The sequence below is a fragment of the Nostoc favosum CHAB5714 genome (assembly GCF_020829495.1).
GTDB lineage: Bacteria > Cyanobacteriota > Cyanobacteriia > Cyanobacteriales > Nostocaceae > Nostoc > Nostoc favosum.
Genome location: NZ_JAIVFQ010000001.1, coordinates 11,406 through 28,510 on the forward strand (window position 1 = coordinate 11,406; position 17,105 = coordinate 28,510).

General features: G+C 42.6%; 15 protein-coding genes and 1 pseudogene. 3 read left to right on the plus strand and 13 right to left on the minus strand.

The features are described from left to right. Window positions 1-758 precede the first annotated feature (758 nt). Window positions 759-1,988 (plus strand): tetratricopeptide repeat protein, encoded by a 1,230-nt coding sequence (locus tag LC586_RS00060; protein ID WP_229482375.1) that lies wholly within the window; start codon window positions 759-761, stop codon window positions 1,986-1,988. Between the two features lie 223 nt (window positions 1,989-2,211). Here the strand turns inward: LC586_RS00060 and LC586_RS00065 are convergent, their stop codons facing one another. Both LC586_RS00065 and LC586_RS00070 read right to left on the minus strand, forming a co-directional pair. Continuing rightward, window positions 2,212-2,679, minus strand: a complete 468-nt coding sequence (locus tag LC586_RS00065) for a MarR family winged helix-turn-helix transcriptional regulator (RefSeq protein ID WP_229482376.1) — start codon at window positions 2,677-2,679, stop codon at window positions 2,212-2,214. A 73-nt stretch (window positions 2,680-2,752) separates the two neighbouring features. Then, window positions 2,753-4,411, minus strand: coding sequence for an ArnT family glycosyltransferase (locus LC586_RS00070; RefSeq protein ID WP_229482377.1), 1,659 nt, complete (start codon window positions 4,409-4,411; stop codon window positions 2,753-2,755). A gap of 138 nt (window positions 4,412-4,549) precedes the next feature. Here LC586_RS00070 and LC586_RS00075 point away from each other — a divergent pair, with 138 nt between their 5' ends. Then, a complete protein-coding gene (locus tag LC586_RS00075; RefSeq protein WP_229482378.1) occupies window positions 4,550-5,194 on the plus strand; it encodes a class I SAM-dependent methyltransferase in 645 nt (214 codons plus the stop codon). Between the two features lie 570 nt (window positions 5,195-5,764). Here the strand turns inward: LC586_RS00075 and LC586_RS00080 are convergent. The 4 genes and pseudogenes from LC586_RS00080 to LC586_RS00095 form a co-directional block, all read right to left on the minus strand. Then, window positions 5,765-6,121 (minus strand): annotated as a pseudogene (locus LC586_RS00080) (zinc-dependent peptidase); the annotation flags it as partial. Window positions 6,122-6,602: 481 nt separating this feature from the next. Beyond that, a complete protein-coding gene (locus tag LC586_RS00085) occupies window positions 6,603-8,549 on the minus strand; it encodes an Hsp70 family protein (RefSeq protein ID WP_229482379.1) in 1,947 nt (648 codons plus the stop codon). 14 nt (window positions 8,550-8,563) lie between these two features. Then, window positions 8,564-9,469, minus strand: coding sequence for a hypothetical protein (locus LC586_RS00090; RefSeq protein WP_229482380.1), 906 nt, complete (start codon window positions 9,467-9,469; stop codon window positions 8,564-8,566). Window positions 9,470-10,214: 745 nt separating this feature from the next. Continuing rightward, window positions 10,215-11,210 (minus strand): calcium-binding protein, encoded by a 996-nt coding sequence (locus tag LC586_RS00095; protein ID WP_229482381.1) that lies wholly within the window; start codon window positions 11,208-11,210, stop codon window positions 10,215-10,217. Between the two features lie 625 nt (window positions 11,211-11,835). Between LC586_RS00095 and LC586_RS00100 the strand changes: the two genes are divergently transcribed. Next, window positions 11,836-12,627 carry an SAM hydrolase/SAM-dependent halogenase family protein gene (locus LC586_RS00100; protein WP_229482382.1) on the plus strand — a complete coding sequence of 264 codons (792 nt, stop codon included), beginning with the start codon at window positions 11,836-11,838 and terminating at the stop codon, window positions 12,625-12,627. 452 nt (window positions 12,628-13,079) lie between these two features. Here LC586_RS00100 and LC586_RS00105 read toward each other — a convergent pair whose 3' ends face one another. Genes LC586_RS00105 through LC586_RS00135 form a run of 7 tightly spaced genes read right to left on the minus strand, consistent with a single transcriptional unit; the run spans window position 13,080 to window position 17,014 of the window. Then, window positions 13,080-13,742: a Na(+)/H(+) antiporter subunit B gene (locus LC586_RS00105; protein WP_229482383.1), complete on the minus strand. Its 663-nt coding sequence runs from the start codon at window positions 13,740-13,742 to the stop codon at window positions 13,080-13,082. Further along, window positions 13,739-14,326, minus strand: coding sequence for a DUF4040 domain-containing protein (locus LC586_RS00110; protein WP_229482384.1), 588 nt, complete (start codon window positions 14,324-14,326; stop codon window positions 13,739-13,741). Before LC586_RS00110 ends, LC586_RS00105 begins: the two co-directional genes overlap by 4 nt. Continuing rightward, complete coding sequence (locus tag LC586_RS00115; RefSeq protein WP_185585622.1) at window positions 14,319-14,597, minus strand: monovalent cation/H(+) antiporter subunit G; 279 nt, start codon at window positions 14,595-14,597, stop codon at window positions 14,319-14,321. The genes LC586_RS00110 and LC586_RS00115 overlap by 8 nt, the downstream gene beginning before the upstream one ends. Beyond that, window positions 14,594-14,851: a hypothetical protein gene (locus LC586_RS00120; protein WP_229482385.1), complete on the minus strand. Its 258-nt coding sequence runs from the start codon at window positions 14,849-14,851 to the stop codon at window positions 14,594-14,596. Before LC586_RS00120 ends, LC586_RS00115 begins: the two co-directional genes overlap by 4 nt. Then, window positions 14,848-15,237, minus strand: a complete 390-nt coding sequence (locus tag LC586_RS00125) for a Na+/H+ antiporter subunit E (RefSeq protein ID WP_229482386.1) — start codon at window positions 15,235-15,237, stop codon at window positions 14,848-14,850. The genes LC586_RS00120 and LC586_RS00125 overlap by 4 nt, the downstream gene beginning before the upstream one ends. Further along, window positions 15,222-16,682: a cation:proton antiporter gene (locus LC586_RS00130; protein ID WP_229482387.1), complete on the minus strand. Its 1,461-nt coding sequence runs from the start codon at window positions 16,680-16,682 to the stop codon at window positions 15,222-15,224. Before LC586_RS00130 ends, LC586_RS00125 begins: the two co-directional genes overlap by 16 nt. Then, entirely contained in the window at window positions 16,679-17,014 is a 336-nt protein-coding gene (locus tag LC586_RS00135; RefSeq protein WP_152588762.1) for a cation:proton antiporter subunit C, read from the minus strand. The genes LC586_RS00130 and LC586_RS00135 overlap by 4 nt, the downstream gene beginning before the upstream one ends. Window positions 17,015-17,105 lie beyond the last annotated feature (91 nt).

Here is a 17,105-nt window from a genome sequence, read left to right on the forward strand (position 1 = left end):
TGGTAAAAACGGTGAGCCAGCGCTGTAGACGGGTAACATAACAGCCCATTAGTGCAGCGTTAGCGACCTGAGAAGAGCCGTACTCCTACGGAGAAGCAAGCTACGCGTTAGCGTCTTCATACCGCACAGAAGGAAAAGGGTGACTAGCAGCCCCAGTCCAAGCAGCTATATCTTCGTTCCACCAAACAAGACCGATGAAAAAATTGGCTTGCTGAATAAGAAGTATGAATTTGATTTTGTTTAATATCAAAACCCATATATAGACGAGATATATGGGTTTTGATATTTGAATTCATACTTGAAATCAGTAATGCCAAAAGTTTTTCACGATACTACTCGTCATAGTCGTGCTAACTGATACCAAGTTTCTTAACTTTTAGAGCAATTTGGCTCTTATAAAGGATATCTATATTAGTTAATTATTGTGAGCGTATATTTTCTGACTCATAAAAAGGCAAATAATAAATTTTGTTTAATTATTCAGTATATTTCCCAAGCTATTTTCAAGAGATTTTCGCTTGCATAAATTATGTAAATATGCTATAAAAATTCAGCAATTACACTTAAAAAGCTTTGCTAGTATTAACTTTATATTAACTTGACTTATTGACTGGGTAGACTAGATAGAGACTTGACACTCCCTGCCTCCCCTGCTTTCTTCAGTCAGTGACGCTTCGGAATTGCTGGAATAAAGTAAAAATAATCGGGCATGGGGATAATTAACTCATGCAACTAACTCAAGGCAAGGTAAAGTACCCATGCTCAGGCGCTTAATTTTGATTGTTACTGCCGCTATACTCTTTAGCAGTTCCTTGACCGTGGCAGAAACTAAAAAGCCTAAACCACTGGATAAATTTCCTCCTAGTCCCCTAGAAATTACCACACCCGATCCACTGCTACCACGTTTGCCCAAGGATAAACAGCCGTTAACTCTCCAAGAACAGCAAAAATTAGAACCAGCGCTGGATGCCTTAAATCAAGAAGCAGCAGCGAAACTGCAAGCAGGAGACCAGGTGGCGGCGTTTGAAATTTGGAACCGGGAACTTCGTTTGCGGCGCTTTTTAGGTTCATTAGCAGAGGTGCAAGCACTATCACGAGTCGGAGCGATCGCCTGGAAGCAAAATGATGGACAAGAAGTAAAATATATTACGCAGCGATTGCAAGCAATTCAAAAGCAGGGACAATCTCAGAAAACAACCGCCCAAATTGATCTAGAATTGTGGCGATCGCTAGGTCAAGCTTATCAAAATGTGCGATCGCCTAAACTAGCTGTGGAAGCTTACGACCAAGTTTTGTTAGTGGTACGAGAGCAAAAAAATACAACAGCAGTAGTAGAAACCCTCAAGACAATTGGGGAACTACATTTGAGTTGGTTTGATTATCCCAAAGCTGCGCCAATCTACGAGGAATTGTTGGCTTTAGCTACATCCCAAGGCGTTGGTGTAAACGAGGTAACATATCTGCAATGGCTAGCTTACATTTACGAGCAAATAAAACAACCGCAGCAGTCATTGAATGTACTTAATAAATTAGCAGAAATTTACGTTAGTGAAAATAATCTTACTGAAATACCAGAATTAAAGCTAGCGATCGCTTCAAATTACGAATCTCTAGCAAAGGAAGATCCTAACTTACTGCTAGAGGCTTTTAAAAATTATCAAGAAGCTTATACCACTGCTTGGCAATTAAAGGAGTACGTTCGTGCTGGTGAAGCTTTGCAGAAGTTAATTGCGCTGTACCGTTCTCAAGGACAAACAGAGCAGGCTTTGCAGGCTAGCGAAATTCTTGTAGAGACACAGACGCAAGCCGCCAACTTTTACGGATTGATGCAAGCTTATGACCAAATTGGGCAATTGTATCTAGAACGTAAACAGTTTCCTCAAGCATTAACAGCTTTTCAAAAAGGATTAGAAATAGCGCAACAACTCAAACATGAGGAAGCATACTTTACTGGGCAAATTAAAAAAGTCTCGAAAGCAAATTTGTAGCTTATATTGCCCCTGACTTGATTACTGGGGTCAATCTAAAATCTAAAAGTGGGAGATAATTGTAGAGAAACTGCGATTCAACCCTTTAGGAATTGACCCCGAAATGTTGGATTAGGAAACATTTTCGTCTACAAAAAAATTTTTCTTTCCTTAGTATGCGTATTATTATCTCAAAATAAATCTTTACATCACTTCCCCCGGTCGGGTGATTATGGCATTATCTTTAGGAGAGGTTAGCGATCGCCCGATTCAAGATTTGGGAAAATAGTTCTCGATCAGCAAAGGAAATGCCGTCCATCGCTTCATCACGCACGGCTGCGGCGATTGGAGGTAAAACAGCTTCTAGTTCCTTACCTGCATCCGTAAGCCAGATTCGCCAGATGCGGCGATCGTAAGTGTCGCGTTCTCGACGCACCAAGCCGCGTTCTTCCATCCGATCTAGTACGCCTGTCAAAGTCCCCCCCACTTGTTTGAGTTTGTCCCCAATACTAGAAGTAGGTAAACCATCTTCTTGCCACAAACAGCACAACACCAGCCAGTGAAATGGCGTAAGTCCAAAGGGTTCTAGCCTCTCTGTAAACTTGCGACTGAGCAGTTGTGAGACTAATTTGATTCTGTAACCCAAATTGTATGGTGCCAGATTTTGCTGCCACGAATCTAAAGCTGGGGATTGATTAGATGTAGAAACCATTTAGCAAAATACTTAGTGTACGTACTATTATAACTAGATTAGTTTTTTTAGCAATAGTTGCTTGGCATCTGTCTTAGGGAAGAAATTGAATCAACTGGTACTCTTTGACAGTGCCGATAATGCGGTGAGGTCGAGATAATTTAGAGGACTGGTCTGCATATATCCAAGCATAGCTTAAAGCAGGTATTTGGGAAATAGAGGCTACTTTTTGGGGGTGAATAGAAAGATAGAAATTAAGCAATACTTGGGTTTTCTGGTCTATTTGTACATAGTAGGTAGGATGAGATTGAAGAATTGGGGCGATCGCACTTTGTTGTAAGAAAGATTTCAAAACAGGGTTATAGTCACTTAAAAGCCCTATGCTACCCGTCATCGCCAAAGCCAGCCAACAGGGAATTAACCAACCTGCAATCCAATAACGCGCTGTGAGAAACTTCTTGCCAAAGTGGTAACGACTAATCCACACCAGAGGTAAAATTAACCAACCCAAGCCCATAGCCAAGCCAATAGTTGCATAATTGCGGATGTCAGAACCACCCCAACTAAAAACACCAATACTCACTATTACAAGTAAAACACCGAATCCACCAAAGCCATAACTGAGATTTCGGGGAAGATTCTTTTTTGCAAAAAGGCTTAATATATTTATTTTACCTTTTTGAAAAGGTAAATGGGGGGGAATTCCTCTCTCGTAAATACTACCTAACCAGTTTAAACCCACAGATGCAAACAAAGCTATAAACGGATAAAGGCAAAGACTATAGTGAGGGAGACGAGTGCTAAAAAGACTAAGTTCACAAAATAGGACAAGTGGAAAGCCAACTAATATTAACTGATAACGATAAATAGGACGACGGACAGTCAAAAACAAACCTAAAAGTCCGAAAAAAGCCCAAGGAAATGCTTTTAAAAGAATATTCCATAAATAAAACAGCCGATCATTTTTATCATTATTTTCAGAACCTAGCTGCACAACAAACTTCAGCAACTCCTGAAAACTCTGATTTCCGTAGTGCTGCCAGCTTAACCACAGCCAAACACAGGTAGGTATTAAACCTACGAAAAAGCCTAAATATAAAATTGGGTTAGTAAGATGATAATGACGGCGGTGTTCCCAAATTAAATAAGGGAATAAAGCTACAATTGGCAAAAAAATCATAAAGCTTCTGACTAAGAAACCTAAACCTAAACTGAAACCAGCTATAAAACTCCAAAAATATCGATATTTAGGATGTAATTCCGTTTTTATTAAAGACCAAATAGCTAAAAGTACTAAGAGAACCATCGGGACATCAGGTGTACTTAAGCGAGAGTATTGCAGCCAGAGAAATTCCACACTTAAAATTGCAGCAGCAAGCCTTGCTAATTTTTTGCCTAGCATACTTTTGCCGATTTCATACACCAGCCATAAGCTAAAAATGCTAGCAATCATACTAGGAAGACGCGCACTAGTATCACTCATACCAAACAGCTTGTAGAAACTGGCAATTATCCAATAAGGGCCAGGGGTTTTATGATGTGCATTTTGCCAAGGAGTTATCCAATTACCAGAATCAAACATCAGACGCGCACGCGATGCATAAAGCGCTTCATCATGTGCCATTAGGCTATTGTGCCCAGAAGTAAATAATAATAAGGGCAGTATCCAAACTAACAAACTAACATAGGGTAATGATGCTACTAGGCGGATTTGTCGCCAAATATGCTGCAACAAGTGTAGTTTATATAACATTGAATTGATAAAAATCGAATGCTGCTATTTAGACTCGTTTTTGTGTCCTGCTGTTATTAAAATATGTTACATAGTGTTTGTTAAAAAATATCTGAAATTGCAGTAATTTTCGGAAAAAGTCCTCCAAAACAGAGATTTATGCAGTTAAGACCGAATCAACGCCTGAAATTAGACGACACAGACGATAAGCTGTTCTATGCTTATCCGCGCTTTGTTACCCATGTCGATGAAGGATTTATTCAACAGCTAACGGATTTATATAGCGATCGCCTCAAACCCAACACCCGTATTTTTGATATGATGAGCAGCTGGGTATCTCATCTGCCAGAAGAAATGGAGTTTGCCCATGTGGAGGGACACGGACTCAACGGTGAAGAACTAGCACGAAATCCCCGCTTAAATCATTACTTTGTGCAAAATCTTAACGAAAATCCGCAGCTACCTTTACCAGATGAAGATTTTGATGCTGTTCTCAATTGCGTATCTGTGCAGTATGTGCAATATCCAGAAGCAGTATTTTCTGAAATTTACCGCATCCTGAAACCCGGCGGTGTGGCAATTATCAGCTTTTCTAACCGGATGTTTTTTGAAAAAGCGATTCAAGGTTGGCGTGAGGCTTCAGAAGCACAGCGAGTAGAATTAGTCAAAGCTTACTTCGCGTCAGTCCCAGGATTTACAACCGCAGAAGTTATAGCTCATAAGTCCACATTACCGAATTTATTACAGTGGTTGGGTGCAGCTGGAGGAGATCCGTTTTATGCTGTTATAGCTTACCGTAGTTAAATTCACTAGCACAGTAGGGCTATTTCATTCTATACATAAACCGCCCATAACTAAAGTTCTTTGGCTTTTAGCTAAAGTCCGTTAAAACGGACTAGAACCTTTTCTCAGTCATCTTTAGATGACTTTCGCTATTAGACTCAGAATTCATTCTGAGGCGGGCTAGATGAGAATGAAATAGCCCTGCTAGCACAGCACGGCGTAAATCCAGCTATTATCTCAAAGACAAGGGGTAAAATCCCCTTGTTAAAAACCCTTGTTATTTGTATATAGATAATTTGTGTAAATGAATTATTGGCTAATGAAATCAGAACCAGAAGCTTATAGTATTGCTGACCTTCAACAGCATTGCAACAGGCGTGAGGTACAGATAATCGTAGGGGCACAACATGTTGTGCCCCTACCCGTGTACTTCATTTACCTGAATGTCTAAGCTTTCACGCTGCTCTTTTAAATTGTTTTCCGAAGGATTTATGTTTTTATTACTATTCCGACTCATGCAATCTGAAGCTGAGGTTATCTGGCTTTTAGACTAAAGTACTGTATCTCACTAACTTACAATCTTCTGTATCCGATGGAAGTCATTTCCTGAACAAAATAAGCGTTGGGATACACCAGAATTGAACGAAGTCTAGGGAAGTATTGCCCACGTTCATTTAATAGGAGTAAACAGGCGATCGCAGCAAGGGTCAGTTTCATTTCCTCCGTAACCTGTAATCCTCTACAGCCAATAAATTGCTTTTCTCTTAATAATACTTGAATATGTCCCTGAAGTCGTCTAATTTCATCGGTAGAGAGACACAGATAAATAGGAAGATTATTTTCAATAATGGCATTCCACAGTGGGGGGAAAGGACGGTGTTTGAGACGGTTTCTTCGCCTTTTTACTAAAACGGGATTGATTAAAATCCCAGTGATAATCCAATACAGTTCAGTTAAGCATTTCTTGCTTCTCTCTGTGTTCTCTGCGCCTCTGCGGTTCGTTAAAAAAATTGACTTTCACAGAGAGTTTTAGCCTTAACTGAACCGTATTGAGTGATAATCAGCCCAATGATGATAAAGACAACTATTGTTTGAATCATTGACTTATGAGCAGTTTACATATTTAAGTTAGTGGTAAGTAAGTAGGCACAAATAATTAGATGATGGTGTAGGCTAACCCATCTTGAATTGTTGACGGTCGCAACCTACATTTAATTTTGAATTGTTATAGGGCTTCTGGATTGAGTAGGTACAGAACCCCACCCCCAACCCCCTCCTCGCTTGCGGGGAGGGGGCTATGATGTAGCTTGCATGATTAGCAAACGGTAATGATAGCGTTTCCATAACTCTGACTATCGCCACTATTTTAAAATACTTAAGCGATGCAATAACAATTTATAAAAACTATATTTACTGCTATATATCACTGCTATTGGATCAGAATTATGCAAGATTGAACTTTGGTGGAAAGGGTTTTTTGAAGCCCTTGCTCAACTTTGCTAATCAGTTTATCAAAAGCCTCTTGATCTGCTGTCAGTTGTTCTTGAAGAACTTTCTCTAACTCAGGCTTTATTTGCTCACACATATCCTCGATTTTTTTATCACTCAAAAAACTAGAACGAACCCAACTAGGTACATCTACATTTGTCTTGATTACTTCTTGAACACTCTTGCGATTTAGCTCCATTCCTGCCGCCATAACCGAAGCCCCATATACTAGGGCAATAGGCCAGGTTAAATGTCCAGTTAGGATGAGAGTGATGATGCTAGCTACAGTGCCTCCACCAATTACTACATTGACAATAAAGCCCACTGTCTCAGCTAGGATAGCATCTCCAATTCGTAGCTCTGGGTTAACAAAATTTGGGTCAATACTATCCTGGAACCTTAAGCTGCTTCTAGGTATCTGAAACTTTCGACAGATTGGATCGGTTTGTGCAGCTAAATCGGGTTGGATTTTATTGCTAAACCAAGAAGCGCATTGATGATTAATTATCTGCACAGCGCGTTCGTCGGAGACGTTGCCGGAGGCATCGCTTTTGAGCCACTGTTCTGCACGACTGATCAAAGATGTTTCCAAATCTGCTAAAGTCCGTATTTTATTTTTTTGCCAATCTTTTAAACCTGGTTTAACTGCGTTGACAATCAAGCCATCTGTTAAAGGCTTAGTTAGTGATTCGATTAACTCCGGGATATGCCTCTCAATCAAACCTTTGAGCTTGTTCGAGGTAAATAGTTGGTTGACTTCTTCTTTAAAAGCAGCAGCACGCAGATCCCATCGTCCTACTCGTGCTAAACCCAGTGCAATGCACCGTTCCGGTTCTGGATCAGGGCGAAGCAGCGTTTCTGGTTCGGGAAACATTTCCTGACAAAGCAAGTGGGTAAACTTCATGCGAGATGCACCGCCAGTCATCAGCAAAAGTTTCGGCACGATGCCAAGTTTTTCTAGCTTTTCTTTCGCCTCGGTTAAAGAGTCGGTAAACGATCGCACCCAACTATGATGCCCCAATTCCGGTAAGGGTTGGTTTAAAATTTCCTCCATCATCAATTTATTTACTTGGGGAATAAAATAAATCTGTTCGTTGATCGACTCGAAGCCACGCGCAAAGGATTCAGGATCGCTGTATAGCTGTTCATTTGAAAAGTAATCTTCTTTAGCTTTGCGACAAGCAAGTTCACAACGAGCTTGGTGATGGGGATATTCTTTAAATACTTTTTCGAGTAATGCTTTTTGTTCGTGGTTGGCGAGAGTCCGGGCAAAAATAGCCTTGTCAATTAAGGATGCACCTAAAGTATTACTCCCGAAATCTATCGGGATCTCTTCTAAGCTTTTAACCAGAGTAAAATCTGTGGTTGAAGAACCAATATCGACAATTAGCACCGATCCAACAAGTTTGTCATACTCCAACTTCCCGGCTTCTTTGGCTTGCATGAAAGCAGCCCGCGATTCGGGTACAACATTTAGTTGGGGAATCCCAGCTTCTTGAAGCAGCTTTTGGTATTCGGTGCGATCGCTAACTGACCATCCTGAAGGGCAACCTATGTAAAAATAGCTACCTTCCCCACCTTCCAGTTGTTTGCTTTCTTTCAAAAGTCGGTAGTAGGTTGCCACAAAAGTGCTAATTGTTTCCCGATATTTGGGATCGTTGTTGGGTTTTTGCTTGAATGAAATTGTCAGTTGGGTAACGCCAGCTTGAATTAATGCTTGTTCGCCGACAAGATAACCGAGTTTAGGATGCCAACCAAGGGCTGTAATTTGGTTCTTCTTGTTGTTAATCTCCAGCATTTGGGGGGGGTCGATGCTTTCCACTATCGCTTTAGCTACAGCCGTTTCACCGTGTCCCAAATCAAAACCGATTGTTTCTAAAATTTCCATATCCTTATTGTCTATTATTCTCTAGAAGAGGAATATGCTGGCTCAATTACCCTACCGCGCCTAATCAAGCGATCGCCTTTCAACAAAGCCGGAGTTAGAGTTACGTGATCTTTGGTATCGGGGTCGATACTTGGCTCGAAGTCAAAATAGCCGCGATCGCTGTGTGGGTCATTTGGTCGGTAAATTTGAGCGTTAATTCCCTGAGACATTAAAATCTGTGGCAGAAGTTTTGCAAGTTCATGAGCCATTTGGGGTTTATCAAGTTTTGATGCGCCCATTAGCCTTTGCAGAAAATTCAATAGCTCTGGCAGTTCTTCTATTGCTAAGTCGCCTTCATGTTTATTCCCTTCTTCTACTCTAGCTACTGCTAGGTCGATAGTGTTGAGAGCATCGCCAAGATGATCTAAAAATACTTTGCTATCAACCCGGAGCATAGGTTTAGGTAATTCCAATAGCTCTGAAGATATAGAATTTTGCTGGTTATTTAATTCGAGTTGAAGTACAACTTCTACCCCTAGAAGTAGAGAGGTTAGTAAGATAGCCATCCATGCACCTGGGGTAGTTTTAGTTAAAGAGAACAACGAACCTAAGATGCCTATATAAATTAGTCCCTTTAGCAGTTTCAGGATTAATCTGCTGGAAAAAAACTTTGTACCTAAGTTAGTAAATTGCTTTTGCTCTATTGGAGCAATTTGAGAATAGTTAGCCGCAGCAAGAGTGGCGATGGACTGCCGCAGGGTATCTAGGAAAAAGGAAGCTAGACGAACTTGAGCCAAATTAAGCTTTTCAATATAAATTCTTTCGAGGTTATCAAGTCGATTCTGAACCAACTTAACTGTCTCCTCGATGTTGGTTGTGTTATCAATATCTGTCTGGAGTTGGTTGCGTTCTTCGCTAAAAAGTGAAGTGATTGTTTTCATTGCGTTGATTAAGACTTTAACGTTACTAATAGGGGTGAAATGAGCAGTTGTTTGTTCATTTCACCCTGTAATAACATGATGACTGATGTCATTAACTGAATTGCGTGGCAATATGCTTGGGTTAAGGCTAAAAGTCATGTAAATTAAAGATTATCCCTAAGAATGGAAATTAATTGTGGTGCATCTGATACAAAGCAATGAGAACTGTTTTGGCGATCGCCCCCTCGATAACCTTTCGGGACTTTGCACTTTTAGCAAAACGGCTTGTTAATTTGATTTCTCACTTGTTGTGGTTAACGTTTTGGAATGTGTAACTTGAGCGTTAACTTTGATGTGATTAGATGCTGGTGATGGGGGCGATCGCACACCCAGCGACAACCTCCAAAAATACCCACTGCTACTAACTAAGTAAGTGGGTCAAATTAAATATAAAACCTCACCCTGCCTCCGGCTTCCCTCTCCTTACCAAGGAGAGGGATTGAGGGTGAGGTTTTATCTTATATTTAATTGTGCCTCCTTACTTACTTTGAACAAGCAGCCTAACTCAAAACTGAGGAGGAGAAGAGTAGAAAAGTTAAAGAGACGCTCTAGGGGAACGTCTCTCATATACGGTGCAGATTTAAAAAAAAGAGTGTAGTGTATTCAGTACTTGATATTAGTGGGGGAGCTATGCTTCCCTCAGTTCCTGCGATCGCGCTTGGCACTTCGCTAGAAGATCATAATCTCTACACTCGCTACTATCAATTTAGACGAAGTTAGCAGCATTGTTGATAGCGCTAGCGGTTTGCGAGCTGACAACGGCTAAGACATCGTTACCAGCAGAAATCACTGCACCGTTTGCGCTATCTGCGAATGTCAGGTTAGCGTAGGATAAGTTAGACCCTAGTTGGAACAGAGTCTGACCTACCTGTAAGTTTTTGATGGTATCAAATCCATCACCAGCTTCTAGGACTACTCTAGCTGCGCCACTGCCGAGCCAGATTGTATCCAGACCAGAATTACTATTAATAAAGTCACCGCCGCCATTGGCGTAAATGGTATCGTTACCAGCGCCACCAAGGATATAGTCAGCGTCTGAACCGCCGTAAATCAGGTCATTACCAGCCCCACCGATGAGGATGTCTTTGCCACCGTTCCCGTAGAGAACGTCGTTATCAGCACCACCATCGATATAGTCGGCACCTGAAGCACCGTAAAGGGAATCATTTCCGGCATCACCTTGCAGATAATCAGTGCCGCCATTGCCGTAGATCACATCATTGCCAGCTTGACCCCGGATGACATCGTTAGCACCAGTCCCGAATAGAAAATCGTTACCTACTGTTCCAATCTGAGTGTAATTTGGAGCTAAGTTGAGGTTGAGATTGATCGAGCCTTGGCTACTGCTAAAGCCATCAACGGCAATTTGATAAGTTTGTCCAGCGACCGCCGTAAAGACAACCTGACTTTGAAGACCACTGGTGTCATCATTACCAGCAATTGTGGTTAAATTGTTGACCGGAGAACCCTGGTAAGCAGCTAGAGAGGTGTCATAGTTACTACCAAATGTGTCGATTACAACTTGACCAGAGGCTGGCGCTGTCCAGTTATACCAAACCGAATTGACATCATTGCCGAAATTTACCCCTGCGTGATTTGGCTCACCCGGTTCTCCTGTAGCTCCTACATTAGTCCCTGTGGTGCTAACTGAGCTACCAACTAAGCTAATGCTGTTAGCGAAATTATCATTAACAATTGCCATTCGTTTGTTCTCCGTTTTTGATGATTACTAACGGTTGATTTTTCGATAACGCCTGTATCAAAATTTTCTAGCCAGCCAGATACAGGCTCAGCTCAGTTGAGCTTTGCATATATCCAGTGCATAGCTAAAAATCTCGAAGTGCGATCGCCATTTGTGGCTACGCAAAATTACGTAATTTTTTAAAGTTTTGTATTTTTATATGCGTATTTTTACTGCCCACAATCTCATTGAATCATCTCTCAAACTTGCTTGGGTTTAGATTCTGTAAAACCTGTACCCAATTTACGTAAAGTTTTTGGAGCGATTTTTATTACACATCTAAAATCTAGCTAGAAGGGTGCTGCCTAAATACTTGTAAGCTACTTGACAAAATTCTTCTAGTCTGAGACGTTTCATATTTGCAGGTGAGAGTAGGTGGTTACTCCGGCGTTTTTGCTGACAGTGGTCTGTATTCAATCAGACACCCTGTTTTTTCTTATTTAGTCTAAACTCCAGTAGTAGAAATCTTGCATATAGTTGAGATCACATCTAAACTGCTGATCAGGCAGGTTCACTGAGATGTTTGAACACCACCCATTGTCTAACCATTGATTGCAAATTACTACCCATTAGAAGGAGAAGCAAAATGTTTATCTGCGTCATTGCAGACTACGGTACAGGAGATCCGGCATTTACAGAAGTCACACAACGTCTGCTGATGACTTTTCCCCATGCCCAAATTCATTTGCTTTCGGTTCCAGCATTCAGTACCTTGGCAACGGGATTCTGGATTGCCCAACTAGGACTTAACCCAGGCCCTAGCGATCGCCTAATTTATCATAACTGTGCCCCTCGTCAGGATGATCCCGAAGCCCGGCGAGACAATGAAGGTGAAGGACTAACTTACGCTCTTTTATCCAATGGTGTAAAAGTAGTGGGTGTAAATGCAGGCTACACCCTCTCCTTTATCAAAGACTATACAAAGGAGTTGCGAGTGGTCAACGTTTCTCGTGGTGGATCGCAGTTTCGCTCACGGGATGTATTTCCTCCGGCGGCGGCTGCTATTATGAATGAAGATTTCAGCCTTCTGGGAGATAGCTTTAAGAGTGAGCAAATCCCAGATGTTCCACCAGATCGAATTGCCTGGATTGATGGGTACGGCAACATCAAAACAACTATTGGGGCGCATACACTCAACTTGGAGCCTCAAACCAAGATCGTGATCCGAATTGGAGATGTAGTCAGTGATGCAGTGTATTCTGATGGCAGCTTCAAGGTGTCTGAAGGGACTTTAGCCTTTGCTCCTGGTAGTTCCGGTTGGTCAAGAGGCGATTCAGGAGAACCATTGCGCTTTTTAGAGTTGTTTCTGCGAGGAGGGAGTGCTTGGGAGCGCTTTGGTCGTCCCCGTGTGAATCAGCAAGTAACTCGAATTGCTTAAGCTATCCACACTTACCTGAAGGTTAACTAGCGAATGCGGGAGTGTATCGTCAGATAAGGCAATACGGTTCAGTTAAGGCTTAACTTTTTGTTAAAGTTAATTTTTTTAACGAACCGCCAAGGACGCCAAGGACGCCAAGGAAGAGAGAGAAAAATAAATAGGTAATCTTGTACCGGGAAGGGAGTAACTCATTCCACGGCTACGAAAACATCGCTTGGGACTTCCAAAAAATAAATTATCCAAAATTATTTGTACATTTGTAGGGGCACAAGGCCTTGCGCCCTTACGTTCGCGGAGCGTCCCGCAGGGATGGGATATTTTTCTAACTTGAAGTCCCTTATCTGACAATACAGTTTAGTTAAGCATTTCTTCCTTCTGTTTCTTCTCTTCCTTTGCGTACTTGGCGTCCTTGGCGGTTCGTTAAAAAAATTAGGTTAGGTATTGAGTAACTCTCACAACAATCCCCGATAACGAACAAAAACCAAAATCACAGCCCACGATCCCAAGGCGACTTTGACTGCAACTAGGATATTCAGCAAGGGGACAATCCCTCCACTGAAAAGTGCGCCCATTTCCCCATGCGGTAACTCCACTCCAGCCAGAGTTATAGCCGCCAGTACAATGAAAACAAGAACCGAAACTTTTTCCCATGTAGCGGCATGGTAGCGCTGGTAAATCCCTTGCATCCACTCCGGTGAAGAGGTAATGGCAATCAACCCGATCGCAGTTCCACCCGCTACCCCTGCGGCAAAACCACCGCCAGGGCTGAGATGCCCCCTAATAGCTAGTTCGATACTTACCAACGCGGCAATAGTTGCTCCTAGACGCGCCAGCACAATGGATGGTTGATCGGTGAAACGATAGATCGCGCAGGACGGCTTTTCATTCGCCAGCAGAAAGTATGCACCCATAATTGCGATCGTAAATACCACCACCTCGAAGATCGTGTCATACAACCGATTCCTGAGAATGATCACTGTTACCGCATTGGGCATACCACCATCTTTAACAATTGATTCAACGATCGAGAAATCCGGTACAACTGGCGCTGAATTCGGCAAGATAAGCATTTTTATAAACAGCGCTATCCCTGCTGCTATGTAGATCCATTTCATTTATGCTCCTCCCCTGAATCTGGTGTACTTACATAACTCAGGATTGTCGCTGGTGATGCAAGTTCGGATTGCATAATCTCATAGATGCGTTTCACCCTAATGGCGGTGTGATAAAACTGTTTTTCGTCCTCACTTGTTACCTGGTCTGGATCAGCGTGTTCTCGTCTGACACAGGTCGCATGGACTTCTTTATCCATCAGTGCCCGTTGCAAAGCTTGGGTATTTGGGTAAGGAACAAGTTCCAGACGCATCTGGCGTTTACGAAAAATTGTGCGTAAGTCATCCATCAGTTGCCCAAAATGCTGTTCGTCATCTGCCTCGATCGCCTCGTCTTTGACCAAGCCAAGACGCATCACCAGGGATGAACGCACTGCCACCGCGTAAAGGGTAATTGCCAGCATAGTACCCACCAATGCTTCGGTTAAAGCAACATCTGGCGCTCCTAAAACCGCATATACCATTGCCGCCACCGCTCCCAATATGCCGCGAATTACCAGCGCATGGTATGGATTGACCTGAAATACCACCATACACGCAGCCAACGGCAGCAGGGCGATGATGATATAGAGATAGCTATCATTCATAGTTACCCTCGCTACTAGAACAGTAAGCCAATACATACCCCAGCACTGTATTCCAGATGGCCAAGGAGATGAGAGCGAGGATGAGTAGCGGCCATTCGCTAGGTATCTTTAAGAGCAGCCCGATGATGATGCTCATTGAGCCAAGGGTGTCTGCAACCGAAAGACTATGGAGTTTGAACAATAGCGATCGCTTGCCCAGCAGAGGAAAGGTTCCCCAAAACCAGAAGAAAAGTCCTAAGCCTATGCATATATAGCTGAAAAAGTCAATCATATTTCATTCATTCGTTTGATTACATGAGCCAGCAACATTAAGCCAGCATTTCCCACACTTAGGATGATGACCCCGACAACACCAATCATCCAATCATCACGGAAGACGGATACCACCAGGATCATGATTGAAGTTTTGGTGGCAACACTGGCAAATGCAAGCATTTTTTGCCAAATATCATCATCTTGCCATGCCTCATACATGGGGATGAGCATTGCCAAAATCATTGCAATCAATACCAGATTTAGGATCATACTTTTCTCCTCCGTCGCACCCAATGTACTTCGTACCAGCCTGCTTCGTGGTATTTCAAGACAATGGTCTTTGGCGTAAAGGTAATTAAAAATATATCTAGGAATACAAGCCCTGGTGTGCGTCCTGGTTTAACTTGTTCCATCGTTATATCTTCGTATTTATGCGGGCGGAGGATGATTTGAAATGCCTCAATATACGCCTGCGGAATCGCCACTACGATCTCACCTAGCACACGCAGCCAATCTTTTAATGATTCTTTAGCTGTTTTACCACCCGGCAATAGAAGTGCGATGCTGATGCCAATGATGATATTCGCCACACTGAAATCGGCAGTGAGCAAAAACCAGATAGTCAGTCGCAATATTAGATTTAAATACCCAACCATGCAAATCCCTTCCAGAACAACAGGATTAAAATCAGACTCATTACACCGATCAAATGGTCAAATTGTTCAAGGACACGCGGTAGCTTGAGTACTGAGTGTTTAAAAATTAGTAAATACGCTAACCATCCAATGCCGATGGTTGCGAGGGGTTTAATGATATTCGCAACGGTGTACGCCTCGTAATACGCAATATTAGCTAGGAACAGCCCACCGATTAACAGAATTATGGCTGCCCAGAAACCAGGCTTTACCTCCGCTTTTCCCCCACGCGGCAGAAATATGAATTTGGCAAAGGATATTGCTGTTCCAAGGGCTGCAACATTCATAGCGATCGCTTGCCAAGGCAGCAAATTCTTTGTCGTCAACACCTTCGCCCCAAAGCCGGACAATAAGGGAAAGCCGGATATCGAGAAGCTGGCTACTACCAAGGCAATCCAGATTGGGGTAGCGATCGCTTGATGTTGCAGTTCCTTGAAATTTCGACTCGGTAAAGCCCCGGCAATTAGAAAAAGCGCCGATTTGACCAGTCCGTGCGTCAGCGCATAAAAACCACCCACGGACGGGGCAGCGAGGATAAAGCCCAACTGCGAAACCGTGTGAAACGCTAGCATTCGCTTGGTATCTTTTTCAAAGACTGCATAGAACACTCCTAGAAGCGCGGTGCCAACTCCGAAAATTCTCACTATTGGGTCAATCTCTTCTACCATCAGCGCACACCGCACTAATGGATAGACACCAGCTTTTACCACAACTCCCGACAGCATCGCCGACACTGGCGTTTCTGATTCGGAGTGAGTCAACGGCAACCATAATCCTGATACAAAAACTCCTCCTTTTGTCAAGAGTCCCAAAAAAATCAGCGCAAGCGCCTCTGGAGGTGCTACGCGCAAACCTGCAAAACTAAAGGAATGATGCGCCTGATAGACCAGCACCGCGCCAACCAGAAAAAAAAGCATTGCCACGTTGCTGATAAACAGATAGCGTAAGCCAACCCAAATTGATCGGTCAGTTCGGGGATAGGCAATCAACAGAAACGCAGCAATACCACTTACCTCTAACGCCACGTATAAACTGATCAAATCTGAACAGGCAAACGCGGCATTGATACTGCCATGCAAAATGATCAGTTGTGCGTAAAAAAAAGCTGTCTTATCGCTGTGCCAACAGTAGAGGATGACTGCTGCCGTCACCAGTGCATTAGTTAATATAAAATAGCCGCTTAATTGATCGACTGTTAAAATAACGCCAAAATTATCTATTAACTGTAGTGTCAGTGGCGACTGAGTGACAAATAGCTGCAACGCATATCCTGCTGAAGCAAAAGCCACACACAGTGCGAGATATTTGTCAATTTTTGGGAGCAAATAAATGACGAACCCCAAAAAAAACGGTAGTGTAATCCATGCGATGGCTACGCCCGCCGCAGGCAACGTAATGTTACTCATGGTGTATTGTTCTTCTCGATTTCGTTGCTTTCCAAAGTCGGATTATCCCGTGCCAGCTTCATAACGCCGACCAGCATTAACGCTTGAATCGAAAATCCGATCACAATCGCCGTCAAGATGACCGCCTGGGGAACTGGGTCGGCGTATCTGACATTTTTGACGTTGGAAATAATTGGTGTGAATAAACCATTTCGTGATGCAATCAGCACGTAATAGGCGATAACCCCGGTACTCATGACATCCATAGAGATGATCTTCATAACGAGGTTCTTTTTAAGGATGATGCCGAAAAATCCGCAAAATATTGTTGCGAATATGCAAGCTTCTAACACGGAAATTGCCTATAAGATAAAGGTTGAAGGTAAAAGAGAAAATAAAATTCGTCTCTTTTACCTATCTTGTGTTTGAAGGTAAAAGTAACTA